16 protein-coding genes and 1 tRNA gene are annotated in these 22615 nt (G+C 63.4%); 10 read left to right on the top strand and 7 right to left on the bottom strand.

The genetic code is table 11. From position 1 onward, the window contains the following. Positions 1-3: 3 nt before the first annotated feature. The 7 genes from ribF to rplU all read right to left on the bottom strand — a co-directional run bounded on the left by ribF (position 4) and on the right by rplU (position 6625). Positions 4-1173, bottom strand: a complete 1170-nt coding sequence (gene ribF, locus RSO68_RS15765; protein WP_315587256.1) for a bifunctional riboflavin kinase/FAD synthetase — start codon at positions 1171-1173, stop codon at positions 4-6. A 115-nt stretch (positions 1174-1288) separates the two neighbouring features. Then, the gene (gene murJ / locus RSO68_RS15760; protein WP_315587269.1) at positions 1289-2812 is read right to left on the bottom strand and encodes a murein biosynthesis integral membrane protein MurJ; all 1524 of its coding nucleotides are present in this window, start codon (positions 2810-2812) and stop codon (positions 1289-1291) included. A gap of 202 nt (positions 2813-3014) precedes the next feature. Beyond that, positions 3015-3281, bottom strand: coding sequence for a 30S ribosomal protein S20 (gene rpsT, locus RSO68_RS15755; protein WP_315587255.1), 267 nt, complete (start codon positions 3279-3281; stop codon positions 3015-3017). A 281-nt stretch (positions 3282-3562) separates the two neighbouring features. Next, positions 3563-4702 carry a glutamate 5-kinase gene (gene proB, locus RSO68_RS15750; protein ID WP_315587254.1) on the bottom strand — a complete coding sequence of 380 codons (1140 nt, stop codon included), beginning with the start codon at positions 4700-4702 and terminating at the stop codon, positions 3563-3565. A 46-nt stretch (positions 4703-4748) separates the two neighbouring features. Then, positions 4749-5936, bottom strand: coding sequence for an Obg family GTPase CgtA (gene cgtA, locus RSO68_RS15745; RefSeq protein ID WP_315587253.1), 1188 nt, complete (start codon positions 5934-5936; stop codon positions 4749-4751). Between the two features lie 85 nt (positions 5937-6021). After that, the gene (gene rpmA / locus RSO68_RS15740) at positions 6022-6279 is read right to left on the bottom strand and encodes a 50S ribosomal protein L27 (RefSeq protein WP_089714316.1); all 258 of its coding nucleotides are present in this window, start codon (positions 6277-6279) and stop codon (positions 6022-6024) included. Positions 6280-6313: 34 nt separating this feature from the next. Further along, positions 6314-6625 (bottom strand): 50S ribosomal protein L21, encoded by a 312-nt coding sequence (gene rplU, locus RSO68_RS15735; protein WP_089848152.1) that lies wholly within the window; start codon positions 6623-6625, stop codon positions 6314-6316. A gap of 292 nt (positions 6626-6917) precedes the next feature. Between rplU and ispB the strand changes: the two genes are divergently transcribed. The 10 genes from ispB (at position 6918) to RSO68_RS15685 (ending at position 21699) form a co-directional block, all read left to right on the top strand. Then, entirely contained in the window at positions 6918-7922 is a 1005-nt protein-coding gene (gene ispB, locus RSO68_RS15730) for an octaprenyl diphosphate synthase (RefSeq protein ID WP_315587252.1), read from the top strand. A 93-nt stretch (positions 7923-8015) separates the two neighbouring features. After that, a tRNA-Pro gene (locus tag RSO68_RS15725) sits at positions 8016-8092 on the top strand. An 829-nt stretch (positions 8093-8921) separates the two neighbouring features. Beyond that, the gene (locus RSO68_RS15720; protein ID WP_315587251.1) at positions 8922-11357 is read left to right on the top strand and encodes a type I restriction-modification system subunit M; all 2436 of its coding nucleotides are present in this window, start codon (positions 8922-8924) and stop codon (positions 11355-11357) included. Further along, on the top strand, positions 11350-12639 hold the full coding sequence (locus RSO68_RS15715; RefSeq protein ID WP_315587250.1) for a restriction endonuclease subunit S: 1290 nt from the start codon (positions 11350-11352) through the stop codon (positions 12637-12639). The genes RSO68_RS15720 and RSO68_RS15715 overlap by 8 nt, the downstream gene beginning before the upstream one ends. Positions 12640-12696: 57 nt before the next feature. Then, on the top strand, positions 12697-14535 hold the full coding sequence (locus RSO68_RS15710; protein ID WP_315587249.1) for a GmrSD restriction endonuclease domain-containing protein: 1839 nt from the start codon (positions 12697-12699) through the stop codon (positions 14533-14535). Between the two features lie 91 nt (positions 14536-14626). Further along, complete coding sequence (locus RSO68_RS15705) at positions 14627-15190, top strand: hypothetical protein (RefSeq protein WP_315587248.1); 564 nt, start codon at positions 14627-14629, stop codon at positions 15188-15190. Beyond that, positions 15183-16424 (top strand): PDDEXK-like family protein, encoded by a 1242-nt coding sequence (locus RSO68_RS15700; protein WP_315587247.1) that lies wholly within the window; start codon positions 15183-15185, stop codon positions 16422-16424. The genes RSO68_RS15705 and RSO68_RS15700 overlap by 8 nt, the downstream gene beginning before the upstream one ends. Positions 16425-16441: 17 nt before the next feature. Continuing rightward, a complete protein-coding gene (locus RSO68_RS15695) occupies positions 16442-17623 on the top strand; it encodes a hypothetical protein (RefSeq protein ID WP_315587246.1) in 1182 nt (393 codons plus the stop codon). Between the two features lie 15 nt (positions 17624-17638). Next, positions 17639-21001, top strand: coding sequence for a type I restriction endonuclease subunit R (locus RSO68_RS15690; RefSeq protein WP_315587245.1), 3363 nt, complete (start codon positions 17639-17641; stop codon positions 20999-21001). Continuing rightward, complete coding sequence (locus RSO68_RS15685; RefSeq protein ID WP_315587244.1) at positions 20998-21699, top strand: M48 family metallopeptidase; 702 nt, start codon at positions 20998-21000, stop codon at positions 21697-21699. The genes RSO68_RS15690 and RSO68_RS15685 overlap by 4 nt, the downstream gene beginning before the upstream one ends. Positions 21700-22615: the final 916 nt, after the last annotated feature.

The raw sequence follows: 22615 nt of genomic DNA, 5'->3' as shown, positions 1-22615 counted from the left end.
GGGTCAGCCGTCGTCGTGGTCGGCGGGCTCACCCGCCGAGGAATCGGAAGTCACGGCCTCGCGCGCCAGCGGCGCCGATGCCAGAGGAAGAGAATCGTCGTGCGTATCGCCCACTGCGCCATTCGAGGACGCGTCGGCCGCCAAACCGGCACCGGGGTGCTGTAGACCGTCCAAACCGTCAGCGGGGTGCTGTCGAACATCGGCACCGGAAGCGGGGTGCTGTAGACCGTCCGCACCGGCGGCGGGGTGCCGTTGAAAATAGTCCCGAGCCCGCGCCAGATCGCTGCGGATCTGCGCCTTCAGCGCCTCGAAGTGCGCGAACTTCACCTCGCCGCGCAGCTTGGCGCAGGGCAGCACCGTCAGGCGCTCGCCGTAGAGGTCGCCATCGAAGTCGAACAGGTGCACCTCGAGCACCGGCCGAGTGCTTCCCACCGTGGGACGCCAGCCGATATTGGCCACGCCGTTCAATCGGCGACCGTCGGGCAGCTCGGTCACCACCGCATAGACGCCCTGCAGGGCCAGCGAGTGGGTCGGCTGTGGCAGGTTGGCGGTGGGCACGCCGATGGTGCGGCCGAGCTGACGGTCCGGCACCACCCGGCCGCCCAGCCGGTAGGGACGGCCCAGCAGGCGCGCGGCGGCGGCGAAGTTGCCGCTGGCCAGCAGGGTGCGCACCCGGGTGCTGGAGACGCGCTCGTCGGCGCTGGTGAAGGTGCGGGTGTGCTCGACGCCGAAGCCCCTCTCCAGCCCCACCTCGGTCAGCAGGTGGAAGTCGCCGCGCCGATCGCAGCCAAAGCGGAAATCATCCCCCACCACCAGGTGGCGCACGCCGAGCCCGTCGATCATCACGCGGTCGATGAATTCACCGGCGGTGAGGCTGCGCAGGGCATCGTTGAAGGGCAGGCAGAGGATGCGATCGACGCCGCACTCGCCGAGCAGCGCCACCTTGTCGCGCAGACGGGTCAGCCGGGGCGGCGCCTGGCCGCCGGCGAAGAACTCGCGCGGCTGGGGCTCGAAGACCACCACGGTCACCGGCAGGCCGAGCCGGGCGGCCTGCTCGCGACACTGCTCGAGGATCGCCTGATGCCCGCGGTGCACGCCATCGAAGTTGCCGATGGTGGCCACGCAGCCGCGATCCTCGTCGCGCAGGTTGTGCAGACCTCGAATCACTCGCATGGGCGTCATCACGCTGGGAAATAAAGTGTTCGATTATAACGGACCGAGGGCCCCTTGACAGCCGGCGCGGCTTGGTCTTTCCCCGCGACCTCGTGGCGGCGCCGAACGCGGCCCGTTACCCCCGCATCCGGAAGTGGCGAAGCCGCAGGCCGAAGGCCGCCAGCCAGGCGAAGTAGACCGTCGCGCCGGCCGCCACCAGCCCCGCCATCCAGGCGGCGCGCATCCAGACGCTCCACGCAAGCCAGGCCTGCCAGTCCGGTGCGAGCCACCAGAGCCCGCCCCCCATCACCGCGCAGCCGCCGAGCAGCTGCACGGCGTAGCGCCCCCAGCCCGGCTGGAAGACCAGCACGCCCTGCTTGCTGAGCAGCCAGCCGAGCAGCCCGGCGTTGAGGAAGGCCGAGAGCGCCGTGGCCAGCGCCAGGCCGGCGTGGGCCAGCGGCCAGATCAGGATCAGGTTGAAGACCATGTTGGCGACCATGGCGATGATGCCGACCTTGACCGGCGTCTTGGTGTCCTGGCGGGCGAAGAAGCCAGGCGCCAGCACCTTGATCAGCATGAACGCCACCAGCCCGACGGCATAGGCGCGCAGGCTCATGGCGGCCATGGTGATGTCGCGTTCGGTCATGGCGCCGTAGTGGAACAGCGAGATCAACAGCGGCTCGGCCAGCACGGATAGCGCCACGGCGGCGGGCAGGCCGAGCAGCAGCACGGTGCGCAGCGCCCAGTCGAGCATCGCCGCGAAGTGCTCGCCGGACTGTTCGGCGTGGCGCCGCGAGAGCGCCGGCAGGATCACCGTGCCGATGGCAATGCCAAACACCCCCAGCGGCAGCTCCACCAGGCGATCGGAGTAGTAGAGCCAGGAGACGCTGCCCGCGGCCAGCAGCGAGGCCAGCACGGTGTCGAGCAGCAGGTTGATCTGCGACACCGAGACCCCGAACAGCGCCGGCGCCATCAGCCGGAGGATGCGCCGCACCCCGCTGTGGGCGAAGTCGGGCCAGGGCCGCGGCAGCAGCCCCAGTCGCGCCAGAAACGGCACCTGGAAGGCCAGCTGGGCGCCGCCGGCGATCAGCACACCCCAGGCCAGCGCCATGGCCGGCTCGGCGAACAGCGGCGTCAGCAGTAGCGCGGCCCCGATCAGCGACAGGTTGAGCAGCACCGGCGTGAAGGCCGGCACGGCGAAGCGGTTCCAGGTATTGAGCGTGCTGCCGGCGAAGGCAGTCAGCGAGATCAGCAGCAGGTAGGGAAAGGTCAGGCGCAGCATGTCGGCGGTCAGCGCCAGCTTTTCCGGGTCGCGACCGAAACCCGGCGCAAAGGCCCACACCAGCCAGGGGGCCGCCAGCATCGCCAGCGCCGTGATCAGCGCCAGCACCGCCGTGAGGCTGCCGGCCACTGCATCGAGCAGCTCCTTCACCTCACGCTTGCTGCCCCGGGTGGCGACCTCCGAGAGCACCGGCACAAAGGCCTGGTTGAAGGCACCCTCGGCGAACAGCCGGCGCAGGAAGTTGGGGATCTTGAAGGCAACGAAGAAGGCATCGGCGCCGTCGCCGGCCCCGAAGAGGGTCGCGATCACCACATCGCGCACCAGTCCCATGACCCGCGAAAGCATGGTCATCACGCTGACCACCAGGCCGGAGCGCATCAGGCCGCCCGCCTTGGGCGCCACGGCACGATCGTCGTCTGCGACCACTGGCGCAGCGTCGGGCGCGGTGGGCTTGTCGTCCCTGGACTCAGGGGGCTGCTCGTGATCCATCACCGTCTGCTCCTCGTGCGGCGCGCTCGGCAAGAATAGCGGACACAAAAAAACCGGCCGCAGCCGGTTTTTCTGCTGGCGCTCGGCTGGCTTACGCCGCGAGAGCCTTGACGCGCTTGTTCAGGCGGCTCTTCATGCGAGCAGCCTTGCGCTTGGACATCACGTCCTTGTCGGCGATGCGGTCGATGACCGGCTGCGCCGCCTTGAAGGCACCCATCGCCTCGGCGTGGTCACCGCTCTGGATGGCCTTGATGACGCGCTTGACGTAGGTACGAACCATGCTGCGCTGGCTCGCCTTCAGTACACGACGACCTTCTGCCTGACGGGCACGCTTGCGGGCTTGCTTGCTGTTAGCCACTGACTGTCTCCTTGGAGAAAGTTGTTGCCACCAACTACGGGTGGCATTTGATAACGTTTTGATCCAACAGGGAAATAAAAAAATCCCCGCCGGCCTGGCCATCTTTCCCGACGGCGCGAGTGAGCGCCATCGTCTACGGGCCGTGTCTGAGAGGATGGCGTATCCTATCACGCGCCCCCAGGGCTTGCCAGCCCTGAACACCGGCAGCCCGGGCGCCACCAGCCCGCACCGCGCGCGGCCCGAGCGGAGCGCCGGATCACCCGGCGGCGCCCTGAAGCGGCCTAGAGCACCACCAGGTTGTCGCGGTGGATCAGCTCCGGCGCTTCCATGTAGCCGAGGATGGCCTCGATCTGGTGGCTCGGCTTGCCGACCAGCAGGCGGGCCTCATCGACGCCGTAGTTGACCAGCCCCTTGGCCACGCGCTGACCGTGCTCATCGACGCAGAGCACCATGTCGCCGCGGCGAAACTCGCCGCTGACGCCGGTCACGCCCACCGCCAGCAGGCTGGAGCCGCTGCCCTTGAGCACCTTCACCGCCCCGGCATCCAGGATCAGACTGCCGCGCACCTGCAGCTGCCCCGCCAGCCAGCGCTTGCGCGCCGCCATCGGCGCCTGCTCCGGCAGCAGCAGGGTACCCAGCCGCTCGCCCTCGGCCAGCCGCGTGAGCACCGCCGGCTGGCGCCCGCTGGCGATCGCCGTGACCGCCCCGGAACGGGCCGCCAGCCGAGCGGCCCGCACCTTGGTAGCCATGCCGCCGCGCCCCAGCGCGCCACCGCCGCCGGCCACCGCGGCCAGGCTCGGATCGTCGGCGCGCCCCTCGGCGATCAGCGTCGCCGCGGGGTTGCTGCGCGGATCGGCATCAAACAGCCCCTCCTGATCGGTGAGGATCACCAGGGCATCGGCCTCGAGCAGGTTGGCGACCAGGGCACCGAGGGTGTCGTTGTCGCCGAAGCGGATCTCGTCGGTGACCACGGTGTCGTTCTCGTTGACCACCGGCACCACCCGCAGGCCGACCAGGGTGCGCAGCGCCGAGCGGGCGTTGAGGTAGCGCTTGCGGTTGGAGAGGTCGTCGTGGGTCAGCAGCACCTGGGCGGTCAGCAGGTCGTGGCGCGCGAAGTGGCCTTCATAGCACTCGGTGAGGCCGTTCTGCCCCACCGCCGCCGCGGCCTGCAGTTCATGGACCGCCGAGGGGCGCACCTGCCAGCCCAGGCGCACCATGCCGGCCGCCACGGCTCCTGAGGAGACCAGCACCACCTCGATGCCGCGGCGGTGGAGCTCGGCGATCTGGTCGACCCAGCCGCCAATGGCTGCCTCATCGAGGCCGCGACCGTCGTTGGTCAGCAGCGCGCTGCCGATCTTCACCACCACCCGGCGGGCGCGCTTTAGCGCCTCGCGACCGATCACCTGCTCGTTGTCTTCCATCCGACCCTCGGTTCACCGTCGACAGGCGCTCGGCCTGCATGCTGCCTCAGGGAGCGTATTCGATCTCGACGTCGTGATCGTCGTCGTCATCGAAGTCGTCGTCATCGTCAACGTGCGGGCGCTTGCGACCCAGGCGGGCCTCGGTGCGCGCCACGGCCTCTTCCTCCATGCGCGAGCGCATCTCGCGAACCCGCTCGGCGGCCTCCTCGTCCTCGTGCTCCAGCCGGCGCTGCTCGGTGAGCCAGCGGTAGGCGGTCTGCACCAGGACATCGGTACCGTCGCTTCCGATCGCCGAGATACGAAACACCGGACCCTGCCAGCCGAGCCGGCGCACGATCTCGTCGACCGTCGCCTCGCGCTCCTCGACCGGCAGCAGGTCGAGCTTGTTGAGCACCAGCCAGCGCGGCAGCTCGGCCAGCGCCGGCGAGAACTCGCCCAGCTCGTGGATGATCGCCTCGGCGGCCTGCACCGGGTCAGACTCGTCGAACGGCGCGACGTCCACTACGTGGAAGAGCAGCCGGGTGCGGGTCAGGTGCTTGAGGAAACGCAGCCCGAGGCCAGCGCCGCCGGAGGCGCCCTCGATCAGGCCAGGCACGTCGGCCATCACGAAGTGCTCGTGCAGGCCGAGCTTCACCACGCCGAGGTTGGGCACCAGGGTGGTGAAGGGGTAGTTGGCGACCTTGGGCTTGGCCGCCGACACCGAGCGGATCAGCGTCGACTTGCCGGCATTGGGTAGACCCAACAGGCCCACGTCGGCCATCACCTTCATCTCCAGGCGCAGGTTGCGCCGCTCCCCCTCGGTGCCCGGCGTGGTCCGCCGCGGCGCGCGATTGGTGGAGGACTTGAAGTGGATGTTGCCGAGCCCGCGGCGTCCCGCCTGGGCCACCATCACCACCTGGCCGATCTCGGTGACGTCGGCGATCACCTCGAGGGTATCCTCGTCGATCACCGTGGTGCCCACCGGCACCTTGACGTGCAGGTCCTCGCCGGCGCGCCCGCTCATCTGCCGACCCCGGCCGGGCTGACCGTTCTGCGCCTTGTAGAAGCGCTGGTACTTGAAGTCGATGAGGGTATTGAGGGCATCGTCACCGATCAGGTAGACGTTGCCGCCATGACCGCCATCGCCCCCGTCGGGGCCACCCTTGGGGACGTACTTCTCGCGGCGGAAGCTCAGGCAACCATTGCCGCCATTGCCGGCTTCCACGATGATCGAGGCTTCGTCGACGAACTGCATCTGTCACTCTCCAGGCGGCCTGTGCCGCCATGATACAAGAAGGCCCCGCCTGGGCGGGGCCTTCTCGCTGCAAGTGCCGGTGGTCTCAGGCAGAGACGATACTGACGAACTTGCGGTTCTTCGGGCCCTTGGTCTCGAACTTGACCACGCCTTCGTCCAGGGCGAACAGGGTATGGTCCTTGCCGATACCGACGCCGGTGCCGGCGTGGAACTTGGTGCCACGCTGGCGCACGATGATGTTGCCCGGGTTGACGACCTGGCCGCCGAAGAGCTTCACGCCAAGGCGTTTGGATTCGGAATCGCGACCGTTACGTGTGGAGCCCGCTGCCTTCTTATGAGCCATTGCAAATACCTCGCTCGTTCAGGGGGTCAGCCGCTTACGCGGAGATCCCGGTGATCTTGACTTCAGTGAACCACTGACGGTGGCCCTGACGCTTCATGCTGTGCTTACGGCGACGGAACTTGATGATGGTCACCTTGTCACCACGGCCGTGAGACACGATCTCGGCCGCCACCTTGGCGCCCTCGACCAGCGGAGCGCCGATCGTGACGTCCTCGTCGTTGCCCACCAGCAGGACCTCATCGAACTCGATGGTGTCGCCGGTCGGCACTTCCAGCTTCTCGAGCTTGAGAGTCTGGCCTTCCTGAACGCGGTACTGCTTGCCACCGCTCTTGATCACTGCGTACATGCTTTACTCTCCAGGACTCATCGGGTGTTGGCTCTTCATCGACCTGCTGCGAGTGGCGCCGCTCTTGGCAGCCATCTGACAGGGAGCATGATGAGTGGGGCCGCGGATTATAACCGCGCGCGAGATCGCACACAACCCGCACCGCGCGCGCCTCTAAACGCCGCCGCGGCCCGCTCAGGCCCCGCCGCCGCCGCGCCTTGACGCCCCCATGGGGGGCCCATAGCATGACCGGCAACCCAAGGCCACCAGGGCTATCTCGCCCCGGCCCCACCTACTCGTCGATACCGCCTCCATGCCAGCCAACGCCCCGCCCCAGTCGCCCAGCGCCACCGCCAACTCGTCGCTTCATGCGGTCGTTGCCGACGACTTCGCCGCCGTGAACCGGACCATCCTGGACCAGCTCGCTTCGCGCATCCCGCTGGTGGAGACCATCGGCCAGTACATCATCGAGAGTGGGGGCAAACGGCTGCGCCCGCTGCTGGTGCTGCTGGCGGCGCGCTCGCTGGGCTACGCGGGCGACCGGCACGTGACGCTCGCCACCCTGGTCGAGTTCATGCACACCTCAACCCTGCTGCACGACGACGTGGTCGACGAATCGCACATGCGGCGCGGCAAGGCCACGGCTAACGACTCCTGGGGCAACGCCCCCTCGGTACTGGTGGGTGACTTCCTCTATTCGCGCTCGTTCCAGATGATGGTCGAGGTCGGCTCCATGCGCATCATGGAGGTGCTCTCCCAGGCCACCTGCACCATCGCCGAGGGCGAGGTACAGCAGCTGACCAACGTCGGCAACCCCGACACCAACGAGGCCGCCTACTTCGAGACGATCCAGGGCAAGACCGCCATGCTCTTCGAGGCGGCCTCCCACAGCGGCGCCATCCTCGCCGACGCCACCCCGGAGCAGGAGGTCGCCCTGCAGCATTACGGCCGCTACTTGGGCCTGGCCTTCCAGCTGATCGACGACCTGCTCGACTACCAGGGCGACGCCGAGGCCATGGGCAAGAACGTCGGCGACGACCTGGCCGAGGGCAAGCCGACCCTACCGCTGATCCAGGCCATGGCGACCGGCACGCCGGAGCAGCGCACGCTGATCCGGCGTGCGATTCGCCAGGGCGGCCTCGACCACCTGGATGAGGTGCTGGCGATCGTGCACGACACCGGCGCGCTGGAGTACACCCGGGCTCGCGCCGAGGAGATGGCCGACAAGGCGCTGGCACAGCTCGACGCCCTGCCCGACAGCCCCTACCGAGACAGCATGGCCCACCTTGCCCGACTGGCGGTGGATCGCCAGAGCTGAACGACGGGCATCGCACAAAGCCGCCGCGGGGGCTTGCACCCCGGCGCGGTTTGCGTATAATGCCGATCCGTCGCCAGCAGTTACGGTGGACATCGGAGTATAGCTCAGCTTGGTAGAGCGCTGCCTTCGGGAGGCAGAGGTCGTAGGTTCGAATCCTGCTACTCCGACCAAAGAATTCAGTAAAAACGGCCACTTAGCTCATCCGAGCAGTGGCCGTTTTTCGTTGGCGTCAGCACTAGGTGACATATAGGTGACACTCGGCAGAATCACTTTGGGGCACGGGGTGTTGGCCGCCATCACCTCCTCTAGCCCCTCATAGCTGCAGCCCCCTACCGCAGCCGCCGTCACCTACCATCACAACTGCGAAATACTTGTTATCGCTTGCTCACACCAGCCTCTGACATCCGAATCAAGGCTCAGTAGCCTCTCACCTCGTCTCCAAATACTTACTATTGCTTACTCATTATTGCTAACTCACTTTCGCTGGCGGAGGGGCTTCGTTGTTGAGGTACGACTCTGCTTGAACGGCAGCAGCACCGCCGCCAGATGGAGCACTGACGGAACTGACACAACGCCAAAGCCCTGGTGAGCATCGCCACTCCCCTCTGCAAAGCGCCACCACATCAGCACTGTCACGATGTCGGCGCATTCGTCATGCGCAGGTCGGTGGTTCGAACCCACTCATCGGCACCAGAAAAATTTTATAAAACGGCTACTTAGCTCAGCAGAGCGGTGGCCGTTTTTCGTTGCGTGCTTCCTAGGTAGCAAATAGGTAGCAGCTGTCGGCATCCGGCTGAGCCAGGTACCGGCCAGTCCCGAACCGGCTGTCCGCCCCGTCCGGTTTGTCCGTTTTCTGTCCATCGTGTACCGCCGCCTTCAGCTACAGCAGGGCTACCCACAATCAGCCATGGCCTTCCCTGCTCAAGTTTGATGAGATGGAGGCATATCACTACGGCTGCATGATGCGGTCGGCTCATCGCACACAGGGAACCGCAGTACATGATCCTTACCCTCAACCAGCTGGAACGGCACCTGTTCAAGGCGGCCGACATCCTGCGTGGCCGCATGGACGCCTCGGAGTTCAAGGAATACATCTTCGGCATGCTGTTCCTGAAGCGCTGCTCGGATGTCTTCGAGGAGCGTCAGGAAGAAGTCCGCGAGCAACTGCGCCAGGCCGGCAAGAGCGAGGTAGACATCGCTCACGTCATCGAGATGACGAGCTGGTACAAGGCCACCTTCTACGTGCCGGAACAGGCGCGCTGGTCGTACCTGCTCAAGGAAGCCCACCAGGGCGTTGGCAATGCGCTGAACAAGGCGCTGGCCGGTTTGGAAGAGCACAACCCCAGCCTCGCCGGGGTGCTCGAGCACATCGACTTCACCCGTAAGGTGGGCTCCACCACCCTGCCGGACAAGAAGCTGCGCGATTTGATCGTCCACTTCAGCGAATACCGGCTACGCAACGAGGACTTCGAGTTCCCCGACCTGCTGGGTGCCGCCTACGAGTACCTGATCCGCGACTTCGCCGATTCCGCCGGCAAGAAAGGTGGCGAGTTCTACACCCCGCGCCCGGTGGTCCGCATGATGGTGCGGCTGATGGCGCCCGATGAAGGCCACAGTGTCTACGACCCCTGCATGGGCTCGGGCGGTATGCTGATCCACGCCAAGGAATACCTGGAAGAGCAAGGCGGCGACCCGCGCCGGCTCTCGGTGTTCGGCCAGGAGGCCTCCGGCTCGGTGTGGGCCATCGCCAAGATGAACATGCTGCTCCACGGCATCAGCAGCGCCGATCTGCGCAACGACGACACCCTGACCGACCCGCAGCATGTCGAGGGCGGCGAGCTGAGGCGCTTCGATCGCATCCTCACCAACCCGCCCTTCTCCATCGGCTTCACCCCGAGCCAGCAGTTCCCGGAGCGCTTCCACTACGGCAGCGTGCCGGAGGGCGCCAAGAAGGCCGACCTGATGTTCCTGCAGCACATGGTCGCGAGCCTCAAGGCCGATGGCATGCTGGCCACCGTCATGCCCCACGGCGTGCTGTTCCGCGGCGGCGACGAGAAGCGCATCCGCGCCGGCCTGCTGGAAGACGACCTGGTGGAGGCGGTGATCGGCCTGGCGCCGAACCTCTTCTACGGCACCGGCATCCCGGCCAGCATCCTGGTACTGCGTGCTAAGGGCGCCAAGCCCGCCGAGCGCCAGGGCCAGGTGCTGTTCATCAATGCCGACCGCGAATACCACGAGGGCCGCGCCCAGAACCACCTGCTGCCGGAGCATATCGAGAAGATCGCCAGCACCTTCGAATCCTTCACGGAGGTCCCCGGCTTCGCTCGCGCCGTGCCCCTCGAGGAGCTGCGCGAGAACGACTACAACCTCAACATCCGTCGCTACGCCGACAACACTCCGCCGCCGGAGCCTCAGGACGTGCGTGCCCACCTCAAGGGCGGCGTGCCGGTGGCCGAGATCGACGCCAAGCGGGCGCTGTTCGATGCCCAGGGCCTCGACCCCATGGGGCTGTTTACCTCACGCGGCTCTTATGAAAAGCCCGACAACGCCTACGTGGACTTCGCCGAGCGGCTTGGAGAGAAGCGCGACCTCAAGCCCGCCATCGAGCAGGATGCCGGCCTCACCACCAAAGAAGCCCGCGTGATGGCCGCCTTCGAGGCCTGGTGGGCCGACCACGGCGCCAGCATCACCACCCTCTCCGGCAATGGGGGCCGCCTGACCCAGCTACGCGACGAACTGCTGGGCAGCTTCACCGCGGCCCTCGAACCGCTGGCCATGCTCGACCGCTTCGCGGTGCGCGGCATCATCGCCGGCTTCTGGTTCGACAACAAGAACGAATTCCGCACCCTGCAGGCCCGCGGCTGCCTGGGCGTAGTAGACGCCTGGCGCACCTCCATCGTGAGCCTGCTGGAAGACGAGCAGAGCAAGGCCAACCCGCTGGATCACCGCCTGGTCCACTTCCTGCTCGAAGACTACGTCGCCGAGCTGGAGGAACTGGCCGCCCGCAAGGCGGAGCTGGACGCCCGGATCAAGGCCGCCGAGGCCAAACCGGAGAGCGACGACAGCGACGAGGCGGAAGCCCAGAGCGACGAGGACGACGACGCCCCGACGCCGGAGCAGATCAAGGCCTGGAAGAAGGAACGCACCCAGGTGCGCAAAGCGCACAAGGCCAAGGTAGCGAACTTCGAGTCACGCCTGAACCAAGCCGTGGACACCCTAGACGAACCCGCCGCCGCCGAACTGGTGGGTGACATTCTGCACAACGATCTTAAGGGCATTCTCGAGCGTTATATCCGCCAACAGCGCCAGCAGGTGATCGCCGCCTTCGAGACCTGGTGGGACAAGTACCGAGTGACGCTGACCGACATTGAGGTAGAGCGCGATGCCGCTGCCAAGGAGTTGCAGCAGTATCTAGGGGGGCTGGGGTATGTGTGAGGATTGGGAGTCAGTACAGCTCGGTGAGCTAGTGGAGAGGTCGTTTAGCGGCCCTAGCCCTACGTGCGAAGAACGGAACATCCAAAGTGAACACGAGTGGGGTGTCCTAAAAACCACTTCCGTAACATGGAGTGGTTGGAATGAAATGGCCCACAAAGTTCTTCCTGAAAATCACTGGGACCAAGGAGAACTTGAGGTCAAGGCTGGCGATATAATTGTCACTAAGGCAGGCCCTAGACACAGGGTTGGCGTAGTAGCCTATGTGGACAAAACAATTCCCCAGCTGATTGTTTCAGGAAAAATGATCGGCCTCCGGGTTAAGTCCGATATATGCCTTCCTGATGTGCTTGCCGGCTTACTGTCTACGCGAGCCCCGCAGAAGCACTTAGACCATAGAACGACCGGCATGGCTGAGTCTCAAGTTAACTTCGCAAATTCGGCTCTGCTACAAACATCAATACGGATACCTCCAAAAGAGGAGCAGGAGGTTATCTCGTCCATTGGCCGCCACCTCGACACCCAGATCCAGAAGACCGAGGCGCTGATCAGCAAGCTGGAGAAGGTCAAGGAGGGGCTACTCAACGACCTGTTGACCCGCGGCATCGACGAGAAAGGCCAGCTGCGCCCCAGTCCCGAGCAGGCCCCGGAGCTCTACAAGGAGTCACCGCTGGGGTTGATTCCGAAGGAGTGGCAATACGGCCAGCTGAAAGACTTCGGTCAGTTGATTTCTGGGCAGCATATACCAGGCGAGCTTAGTAATAGAGATGGAAGGGGAGTTCCATACTTTACAGGGCCCGCTGACTTTTATTCAGGAGAGACTGTTATAAGCAGTTATACTGAGTTTCCGCAAGCTATGTGTTCAATGGGCGATCTTCTAGTAACGGTAAAAGGATCTGGCTGTGGAAAAACAGCTATAGCATCAACTGATGCATGTATAAGCAGACAGCTGATGGCATTCGTATTCACGGAAGCTGAGAAAGGTTTCTGGCGCGCTTTTTTTTCATTACATGAGAACATGATCAACAAAATTGCAGAAGGTGGAGCAATCCCTGGGATTAGTCGCCAGCAACTTCTCCATATCCCTGTGGCGTGTCCTAAAGCTGAGCATGAATTCATTGCCATATCGAAAACCATTGCAGAGCATGAAAGAAGGCGATCTTCGGAAGCGCGCCAACTAAAAAAATTAACAAAACAAAAATCAGGCCTAATGGACGACCTCCTGACCGGCCGCGTCCGCGTCACCCCGCTGCTCGACCAGGCCCAGGCCACTACCCCGGCATAGACCGGGGCACTTACAACAACATCACAACACCAGGATCACATCGCAAAGGGAACTGCCATGACCACCTTCGACAGCACCAAGCGCTCGCTCCCCGAGCTGCTCAAGGACATCACCACCGGCAAGATCCAGCTGCCCGACTTCCAGCGCGGCTGGGTCTGGGACGACGATCACGTCAAGAGCCTGCTGGTCAGCATCGCCCGCTCCTTCCCCGTGGGGGCGGTGATGCTGATGGAAACCGGCGGAGAGGTGCGCTTCCAGACGCGCCCGGTAGAGGGCATCGACCCGAACACCGTGACCAAGGACCCGGACCACCTGATCCTCGACGGCCAGCAACGCCTCACCAGCCTGACCCAGGCGGTCGGTCTGGATGCCCCGGTGGATACCCGCACCGCCAAGGGCAAGAAGATCCGGCGCCACTACTACTTCGATATTCGCATGGCACTGGAAGGCGAAGACCACCTGGAGGATGCCGTGGTGGCGGTGGACGAGAACCGCCAGACTCACAAGAACTTCGGCCGTGAAGTGGATCTCGACCTCTCCACCCGCCAGCTCGAATGCGAGCAGCTGCTCTTCCCCTGCGACAAGATCCTCGATCCCTCCGATTGGCTGCAGGATCTGTTCCGTTACAACCAGGGCGCCATGGGGGAGTTCCTGGACTTCCAGAAGAAGATCCTCGGCGCCTTCTCCGCCTATCAGCTGCCGGTGATCGAGCTGAAGAAGGAGACCTCCAAGGAAGCGGTCTGCCTGGTGTTCGAGAAGGTCAATACCGGCGGCGTCCAGCTCTCGGTGTTCGAGCTGATCACTGCAAGCTACGCCGCCGAGGGCTACAACCTGCGCGACGACTGGTTCGGCTCCGACATCCGCAAGGTGCCCTCGCGCAAGGCCCGCTTCGAGAACCACGAGCTGCTGGCGGATGTGGAGAGCACTGACTTGCTCCAGGCCATCACCCTGCTGCATACCCATGAACGCAAGCAGGAGGATCTCGCAGCCGGCAAGACTGGCAAACAGGTACGGCCGGTCAGCGCCAAGCGAGCCTCGGTGCTCGATCTGCCTCTCGAGGCATACCAGCGCTGGGCCGACGCCGTGGAGAAGGGCTTCATCGAGGCGGCCTACTTCCTGAAGGGGGAATGCTTCTACAGCCGCCGCGAGATGCCCTACGCCACCCAGCTGGTGCCACTGGCCGCGGTAATGACCCTGCTGGGCGATCGCTGGCGCGAGCCGCGCATCCACGCCAAGCTCACTCGTTGGTTCTGGAGCGGTGTGCTGGGTGAACTCTACGGCGGCGCCGTGGAGACCCGCATCGCCCTGGACCTGGAAGAGCTGATGCGCTGGTTCAAGCACGACACCGAGCTGCCGCGCACCGTGATCGATGCCTCCTTCGACCCCTCGCGTCTCGAGACCCTGCGCAGCCGCAACAGCGCCGCCTACAAGGGCATCAACGTGCTGATCCTGCGCGAAGGGGCCAACGACTTCTTCTGGAAGGGCGACATTCAGGCGCTCGACCAACAAGGCGTCGCGCTCGATATTCACCACATCTTCCCGCGTGCCTGGTGCGAGGCTCAGGGGCTGTCCTATCGCGTCTACGACGCCATCATCAACAAGACACCGATCTCCGCCCGCACCAACCGCATGATCGGGGGTGATGCGCCGTCTGAGTACCTGGCCCGCCTTCAGGATCACAAGCAGGTTCAGCTTGGCGACGACGCGATGAACACCATCCTCGAAGGTCACCGCATCCCCTCAGACGCCCTGCGCGCCGATGACTTCAATACCTTCTACCAGCAGCGCAAGAGCCGCCTGCTCGAGATCATCGAAAAGGCCATGGGCAAGAAGTCATTGGCGGGTGCGGATGATGAGGCACCAGACACTGCCGAGAGCGAGGCCCAGACGGCCTGAGTGTTGCCAGCGCTTGCTTGTGGGCGGCACCTAACCACAGCGACTCGGCTGAAGGTGGTGCTGCCCCCTACACGCCTAGAGGGAGTCAAGGATGAGTGAATGTACAGTCATCGGGATCGGTGGCGCAGGCCTTCAGCTAGCCTGGCAAGCACAGAGGCTAGTGGGCGGTGTTTTCCTGGCCATCAATACCGATCAGGAGCCTCTGGCCTCACTGCCACCAGGTCAGCAGCTGGTTATTGGCCCACAGTGCTGCGGCGGCAAGGGTGCATCGTCACCGGCTCGGGGACGCCTGGCCGCCGAGGAGTCGCTTTCAGACATCAGGGCGCGTCTTCCTGACAGCGGGAAGGTCGTGCTGATGGCAGGGTTGGGCGGTGGCGCGGGCACAGGCGCCTTGAGCATCGTGGCCAATGAGGCCATCCAGCGAGGGCTGGAGCCGCTCATCGCCGTGACCCTGCCCTTTCGGCTCGAATCTGAACGACGAGAAGAGGCCTTGTCTGCCTTGAAGGAACTGGAGGCCACCGGGGCCACCATCATTACTCACGATCATGCGCAGCAACACTTGGACTCGATAGATCTGGAGTCAGTCTTGCAGACCAGTGCAACGGAGCTTGCAAGGCGTTCACACGCCTGGATAAAGGGAGAAACAGATGCTTGATGACACGCTGATAAGCGATGACCTCATGGACGTGGTCGGCCAGGCTCGCGAACGAGCGAACCAGAAGGGAGAGCGCTTCAATATCTTCTCCATTCTCAAGGTGCATCGTGACGAAGCCGAAACCCACTCACGCTTTCTGCATGAGCTACTGAACCCACGAGGCCGTCACGGCGAAGGAAGCGCTTTCCTGGACCTGTTCCTCGATGGGGTGCTGGGCATCTCAAGCCAAGGCGGGCAACACTTTCGGGTGCGCCGTGAGCTGCCCACAGAGGAAAAGCGCCGAGTCGATATGGTGATCGAGTCACCGACCGACATTATCGGGGTCGAGCTCAAGGTCGATGCGGCAGACCAGAAGGCCCAGCTGCATGACTATTATCACGAGCTGCAACGTCGTGCGGAGGGCCAGAAGACCGTCACCCTGGCGTACCTGACCCTGGGTGGAAAGCGGCCATCGACCATGAGCCTCAAGGAATTGAGCGAAGACGACGTGGTCTGCCTGTCGTTCGCGCATCACATCACAGGCTGGCTGCAGAAATGCATCGATCAAAGCCAGCACAAGCCGGAACTGGCGCATGCCATCCAGCAGTATCTACAACTGATTCGTAACCTGACAGGGAAGGGAGGAACGATGAACGATTTGGTAGCTGGCGAGTTGAAAGGTGACATGGAGCGTTTCCAGGAAGCCCTGGAGGTCGAGAAGTCCCTGCCCAAGGCCAAGGCCTCGGTTCAGGAAGTGTTCTGGAAAGAGCTGAGCGACGCCCTGACGGATGAATTTGGCGTCACACCGACCGTCTACAACGCCTCCACTATCGCGTCCATGTCAAAGGACTACTACTCCAAAAACCGCAGTAACAAGCATATTAGGCTCAAGTTCCCCGTCTGCCAGCTCGATGGAAAAGCGATCTACCTGTACACCAACCTCTACCATGCCGTTCATTATGGCCTCAGGGTGGAAGATGAGTCTGGCGCTGTTATCGCAGCCCAGAGCTTGAGAGACACCTTCCGAGAGAAATGGGGCACAGGCAATGCTGTTGCTGATAAAGATGCCGACTGGCTGGCCTGTTACTACTTCAACCCGAAGGCAGGCGATGCCGAGAAGATCATCAATTTTGACTCATTCAATACTGCTGCCGTAGGCCTGCTGGACGACGAGGTACGTCGGACACTGATCGAGGACATGGTGGCTCATCAGGCTGAGTTGGCTGAAAAAGCCAAAGAGCTGTCTAGTCAGTAACAGACGCGGAAGAGCCGATGCCAACCTACGGAAATATCTTTCTCAAACAGGACGAGAACGGCGCCTTCACCACCGCTCGGCGGGCGCCGCTGGGTTTCACCGATGGGCGCAACGAGGCCTGGCTTCGCGATCTTCTCGCCGGGCACCCCGACCTGCTGCCGATCGAAGAAGTCGATCCCTCCTTCGCGCCCCTGGTCCCCCTCTGCACCGAGCTACAGACCGAAGCCGGGCCGGTGGATGCGGCCTTCATCAGTCCTACGGGGCGGCTGACGCTAGTGGAATGCAAGCTTTGGCGAAATCCGGAAGCCCGGCGCAAGGTGATTGCCCAGATTCTCGACTATGCCCGAGCCGTTTCACGCTGGAGCTACGCCGACCTGCAACGGCAGGTCGCCTCAGCAACCGGACTCAAAGGCAATGTGCCGTTCGAGGCCGCCCGCGAGCTACAACCGGACCTGGATGAAGCCGCCTTCGTGGACGCCACGGCCAGAGCCCTACGTGAAGGGCGCTTCCTCCTGCTAATCGCCGGCGACGGTATCCGCGAAGGCCTCAGTGGCATGGCCGAGCTGGTCACTCGCAATGCTGCCCTCGGCTTCAGCTTTGGGCTGGTAGAGGTGGCGCTCTACGAGTTTGGTGAGCAAGGCCTGGTGGTACAGCCTCGTGTCGTTGCCAAGACGGAGACCATCGAGCGCACATTCGTTCATGTTCAATCAGGTGACAGCGGCTCGCTGCGCGACATCAGCGACGAAGGCGAAACTGAGCGTGGTGGCGAGTCCGTCGCGGTAGCCAACGAGCGTGCCTGGTGGGAACCCCTCGCCCGCATCAGCTTCGATGACCCGGAGCAGGAATCACCGCTCTACCGGCACCGCAACCACATCCGCGTGCCACTGCCCTACCCCGGCATCTGGATCACGGCCTTCCGCTCTATGGGCGAAGGGGGCTGTGGCGTTTTTCTTACCGGCAAGAAATCGGAAATCCCGCAGGTACTCGATGCCCTCAATGAAGAGCGGGAGCAAATTCTCGGAGAGTTGCCTCACGGCACTAACGAGCGCCAGCAACACGACCCCGACCGCCCAGGGTTCGCCAGCTACGCTCGACTCAGTGAGTTTGCGACGGATGACGACTGCCGGAACTGGCTGGCACAGCAGCTCAACCACTTCGTAAACGCTTTCCGGCCCCGGCTGAAGGCCATGATCAGGTAATTAGGGAATCACGGTATGGCAGGTCCCGAGTACACGGACGTCGAGAAGCCCTTCATCGACCAGCTGGTTGGTCAGGGTTGGGAGTACATCACCGGTTCACTGGATGACCCGGCGGTGACTCATCGCGAGAGCTTCGCTCAGGTCGTGATGGAGCCGATCCTGCGCGAGCGGCTCCGCGACATCAACCTACACCATGGCGAGCCCTGGCTGGACGAAAAGCGCCTGGATCAGGCGGTATCAGCCATCACGCGCCTGCCGGCCAGCAAGGTCATGGAGGCCAACAAGCTGGCCACCGAGCTGCTGATCGGTGGCCTGACCGTCGAAGGCCTGGAGGGCTGGGACGGGGGCCGCGGCCAGACACTGCGGTTCATCGATTGGGACACGCCGACCAACAACACCTTCACGGTGGTCAACCAGTTCAAGGTGAAGTGCCCACCGGGCCACGACTCGGCCAAGGGCCATGTGATCCCTGACCTGGTGTTATTCGTCAACGGCATCCCGCTGGTGGTGGTGGAGTGCAAGAGCCGCACCGTGCCCGAGGGCATACCCGAGGCGGTGGATCAGCTGCGTCGCTACCATGACCAGCGCCATCTGGATTTCGAGGTGGAAGAGCATGAGGGCGCCCCGGCTCTATTCGCGACCAGCCAGTTCCTGGTGGCCAGCAACTTCGATGAGGCCCGCGTCGGCACCATCGGTGCCGGCTTCTCCCACTACCTGAGCTGGAAGACCGTGGCCCCGAGAAGGGAAGCCGAGCTGGCCATCGATCTGGGCGTGGCGGATCTCTCGGCACAGCAACGCCTGGTGGCCGGCATGCTCACCCAGGCCAACCTGCTCGACATCGTGCGTCACTACACCCTGTTCATGAACCCTGGCGGCCAGGACATCAAGCTGGTCTGCCGCTACCCGCAGTTTCGCGGCGTGACACGCGCCATCGAACGGCTGAAAACCGGCAAGACGCGCCACGAGGACGGCGAGGCCGATCGTCGTGGCGGCATCGTCTGGCATACTCAGGGCAGCGGCAAGAGCCTCTCCATGGTATTCCTGGTACGCAAGCTGCGTACCGATCCCGAACTGCGTCGCTTCAAGGTAGTGGTCATCACCGACCGCAAGGACCTCCAGGCCCAGCTGTCGGCCACCGCAGAATTGACCGGCGAAAGCGTCGAGAAGGCGAGCCACACCGCAAGCCTGAAGAAGCTGCTGGCGCGGGAAGGTCCTGGCCTGGTCTTTGGCACTATCCAGAAATACCGCGACCCAGATACCGACGAACCCGCCGGCAAGCGCGAAGAGACAACGACAGACGAGTATCACGGCAAGGAGCATGAACTGGACAGCGGCCGGCGCGATGCAGCCGAGCCTGATCGCCAGGACAAGACGCCGAAGAAGCCGAGCCTGAGTGCGCCTTTCGAGGTGCTCAACACCAGTGAGGACATCCTGATCCTGGTGGACGAAGCGCATCGCACCCAGGCTGGCGACCTGCACGCCAACATGCTCCGCGCCCTACCCAACGCCGCCCGCATCGGTTTCACCGGCACGCCCATCATCATGGGTGACAAGAAACGCACCCACGACATCTTCGGCGAGTACATCGACCGCTACACCATTAAGGAAGCGGAGCAGGATGGTGCCACGGTGCCGATCCTCTATGAAGGCCGCACCGCCAAGGGAGCCATTAAGGAGGGCGCCAGCCTCGATGGCCTCTTCGAGGACCTGTTCCGCGAGCACACCAAGGACGAGCTGGAGGCCATCAGGAAGAAGTACGCCACCAAGGGGCAGATATTCGAAGCCCCGCAGCTCATCAAGGAGAAGGCGCAGGACATCCTCCACCACTACGTCACCCACATCCTGCCCAATGGCTACAAGGCGCAGCTGGTGGCCTATAGCCGCCGAGCGGCCATCCGTTACTTCGAGGCCCTCGAGTCAGCCAAGACGGCGCTGCTCGCGGAAGCCGAGGCGCTTTCTCCCGAAGACAAGGCGCTCGATGATACCCAGCTGCTGACGCGCCCGCCGCGGGTCAAGGCCGCCATTCAGGCCTGGCGCTATCGCGATGTGCTGCAGCAGCTGGAGTTCGCCGTGGTGTTCAGCAGCGGCAATAATGATGATTCTGCCTGGGCCAAGTGGAGTGATCGCGGTGCCGTCGAGAGCCATATCAAGCGCTTCAAGAAGCCGCTCACTCATGAAGATCCGCAGAAGGCCGACCCGCTGGCCTTTCTCATCGTCAAGTCGATGCTGCTCACCGGCTTCGATGCCCCCATCGAGGGCGTGATGTACCTGGATCGCTCGATCCGCGAGGCAGAGCTACTGCAGGCCATCGCGCGCGTGAACCGCACCGGACACGGCAAGACGCACGGCATGGTGGTGGACTACTTCGGCGTGGCCAACCACCTCAAGGAGGCGCTGGCCGCTTACAGCGAGGAAGACATCGACGGCGCGCTACGAAGCCTCAAGGACGAGATTCCACTGCTGCGTGACCGCCATTTGCGGGTCATCGACGTGCTGCGTAGCCAGGGGATAGACAGCCTGGCCGACAGCGAAGAGGCGGTGAAGGTGCTGGCCGACGAGCGACTGCGAGCCGAGTTCGTGGTCAAGCTCAAGGAATTCAACCAGACCCTGGATGATGTACTGCCCCGCCCGGAGGGGCTGGAATTCGTCAACGACGCCAAGCAGCTCGCCTACATCCACGCCCTGGCCCGCAATCGCTATAAGGATCCCCTCAACCTGGGCAAGGACACCGGCAGCAAGGTGCGAAAGCTCATCGACGACTATGTAATTTCGCTGGGGATCGACCCGCGCATCCCGCCGATACAGCTCACCGATGCCGACTTCGATGAGCACATGGACCGCCAGGTGGGCGAACGGGCCAAGGCCTCCGAAATGGAGCATGCCATCCGCTCCCATGTACGAAAGCACCTGGACGAAGACCCGGTGAAGTACAGTCGTCTTAGTGAGCGCCTGGAAGAACTGCTCCAGAAGCTCGATGGCCAGTGGGATGAACAGGTCGAAGCGCTCAGAGAGCTAATCCAGCAGCTGCGAGACGGCGCCAACGTGGGGGGCGAGGCGATCCCCGACATGCCGGCCCACGCTGAGCCCTTCTGGCGCGAGCTGGTGGCCAGCAGCGGCCTGGAGGCCGATCAGGTGGATGCTGATACCGCCAAGAAACTGCTAGAGGCGACCGAGGAGGTGGTCGGCCTTGTCCAACAGGAGATCGCCATTCCCGACTTCTGGAAGCCCTCTCATGTCGCCGACCAGGAGGCGCTGAAGGGGCGGCTATTCGAAGAGCTGTTCACCAAAAACCTGGTGCCGATTCCCGAGGTTGAAGCCCTCGCGCATCGTCTCTTCGACCTGGCCCGCAGCAACCACGAGAGGCTGGTGAACGCATGAACCGGCTAGTGGTGGACGACTTGACTCTCGAAGTCCGTGAGAGCGCCCGGCGCAAGACGCTGGAGATTACCGTGGACCGTGACGGGGAACTGATCATCGCCGCCCCGAAGGGCACTGATGAGCAGCTACTGCACGATTTCGTGGCCGAGAAACGCTACTGGATCTACCAGAAGCTAGCGCAGAAGGCCGAGAGCCAACGGCGACTGCCGCGCAAGGAGTTCGTCAACGGCGAGGGATTCCTCTACCTAGGGCGCAGCTACCGACTCAAGCGGATCGCATCAGATGATCAGGAGGCCCCACTCAAGCTGGTCGCCGGCCGCTTCCAGCTTCGCGAAGACGCACTAACCGATGCCAGAGCACACTTCATCCGCTGGTATACCGACCGCGCCAGTGACTGGCTCACCACCAAGGTGAAGGAGCACGCCAGACGCCTGCAGGTCGAGCCCGCTGGCGTCACCGTGCAGGACCTCGGCTATCGCTGGGGCTCCTGTGGCAAAGGCAACCGAGTCTACTTCCACTGGAAGACCATCCTGCTACCGCGCCATATCGCCGAGTACGTCGTCGTCCACGAGCTGGTCCATCTGATGGAGCCCCACCACACTCCCGCCTTCTGGCGCCTGATGGAGCGATCCATGCCTGACTATGAGCAGCGCAAGGGATGGCTCGCCCGGCATGGTATCGAGGTGGAGGGGGTCTAAGAGTCGTCTACGATTATCGACATACACTAAGAGTTAGCCAAGGAGGGCATTATGACTATGGAGTTCTGGATAATTGGGCTCGCCATCATCATCACTGCGGTTCTCATCACGAGAAAAATGGATGACGAGGTGGCCAACGGGAACACAAACCTTAGACCATGCCTTGTTGCCTTCAGCTTCGATCTGAAGTGCTCCACGGAAAGCACTTTACAGGGCCCTCGAGTGGCCTGCTCCATTCTGTAAGCGGTGGGAAGCATGAGCTGATGTTCGTGTCTCCTTTCTCTGTGGAGGTTGGTGTAGATGGCGGTAGTGGGTGGCTAATGTAGGAGTGGTGCAGAATCGGTACCTGTAGAAGATGGAAAACAGCTCTACGGGTATCTAAAACGCTACCTGCGTGACACTGAAAACTTCTCTATGGTGCAAAAACGCTACCTGTAGGGTGGTCACAGGTAGCGAATATGCACCCGTAGAAATTTTAGGCATGGTGCTGAACTTCCCACTCGTTGCTCGGCGGGCGGTTCCTCCAGCACGGCATCCAGGTCAAGCGCCAAGTCCGCGTTTTCGATTGAGTGCGCGAGCAGAACAGACTTTCTTCCACCATGACGATGAATCCGGCTTTCTGAAGCTCCTTGAAGGCACGCATAGCAAGGCGCCGAGAACAGGGAATCTTCTGTTCAGCCTCGCGGACACCGTAGCCTACGGGGTGGTTGGCGCTCCAATGGACGTGCATCAGGTGGAGCAGTGCCTTTGCCTGGGGTGACAGCCCTATGTATGCGCTAGAAGTCAGCAGGCGGCGCTGTATGGCCACCACGCCACCACTCTTGTCGAAAGGGAGCCTCGGCGGTCTCAAGTTCCAAGTGCAACGCTATTGAAGGGTGCTCGGACCGGCGACGGATTTCTTGAGCACCTCGGCGTA

The sequence above is a fragment of the Halomonas saccharevitans genome (assembly GCF_032333995.1).
GTDB classification, from domain to species: domain Bacteria; phylum Pseudomonadota; class Gammaproteobacteria; order Pseudomonadales; family Halomonadaceae; genus Halomonas; species Halomonas saccharevitans.
This window is presented reverse-complemented; position numbering and strand designations above follow the sequence as displayed.

Excerpts from the sequence above, each read along its gene's own strand:
- RSO68_RS15695 (WP_315587246.1), top strand. The coding sequence starts at position 16,442 with ATGCCAACCTACGGAAATATCTTTCTCAAACAGGACGAGAACGGCGCC.
- proB (WP_315587254.1), bottom strand. The coding sequence starts at position 4,702 with ATGGAAGACAACGAGCAGGTGATCGGTCGCGAGGCGCTAAAGCGCGCC.
- cgtA (WP_315587253.1), bottom strand. The coding sequence starts at position 5,936 with ATGCAGTTCGTCGACGAAGCCTCGATCATCGTGGAAGCCGGCAATGGC.
- RSO68_RS15715 (WP_315587250.1), top strand. The coding sequence starts at position 11,350 with ATGTGTGAGGATTGGGAGTCAGTACAGCTCGGTGAGCTAGTGGAGAGG.
- RSO68_RS15720 (WP_315587251.1), top strand. The coding sequence starts at position 8,922 with ATGATCCTTACCCTCAACCAGCTGGAACGGCACCTGTTCAAGGCGGCC.
- ispB (WP_315587252.1), top strand. The coding sequence starts at position 6,918 with ATGCCAGCCAACGCCCCGCCCCAGTCGCCCAGCGCCACCGCCAACTCG.
- RSO68_RS15690 (WP_315587245.1), top strand. The coding sequence starts at position 17,639 with ATGGCAGGTCCCGAGTACACGGACGTCGAGAAGCCCTTCATCGACCAG.
- ribF (WP_315587256.1), bottom strand. The coding sequence starts at position 1,173 with ATGCGAGTGATTCGAGGTCTGCACAACCTGCGCGACGAGGATCGCGGC.
- RSO68_RS15710 (WP_315587249.1), top strand. The coding sequence starts at position 12,697 with ATGACCACCTTCGACAGCACCAAGCGCTCGCTCCCCGAGCTGCTCAAG.
- RSO68_RS15685 (WP_315587244.1), top strand. The coding sequence starts at position 20,998 with ATGAACCGGCTAGTGGTGGACGACTTGACTCTCGAAGTCCGTGAGAGC.
- rpmA (WP_089714316.1), bottom strand. The coding sequence starts at position 6,279 with ATGGCTCATAAGAAGGCAGCGGGCTCCACACGTAACGGTCGCGATTCC.
- rplU (WP_089848152.1), bottom strand. The coding sequence starts at position 6,625 with ATGTACGCAGTGATCAAGAGCGGTGGCAAGCAGTACCGCGTTCAGGAA.
- RSO68_RS15700 (WP_315587247.1), top strand. The coding sequence starts at position 15,183 with ATGCTTGATGACACGCTGATAAGCGATGACCTCATGGACGTGGTCGGC.
- murJ (WP_315587269.1), bottom strand. The coding sequence starts at position 2,812 with ATGCGCTCCGGCCTGGTGGTCAGCGTGATGACCATGCTTTCGCGGGTC.
- RSO68_RS15705 (WP_315587248.1), top strand. The coding sequence starts at position 14,627 with ATGAGTGAATGTACAGTCATCGGGATCGGTGGCGCAGGCCTTCAGCTA.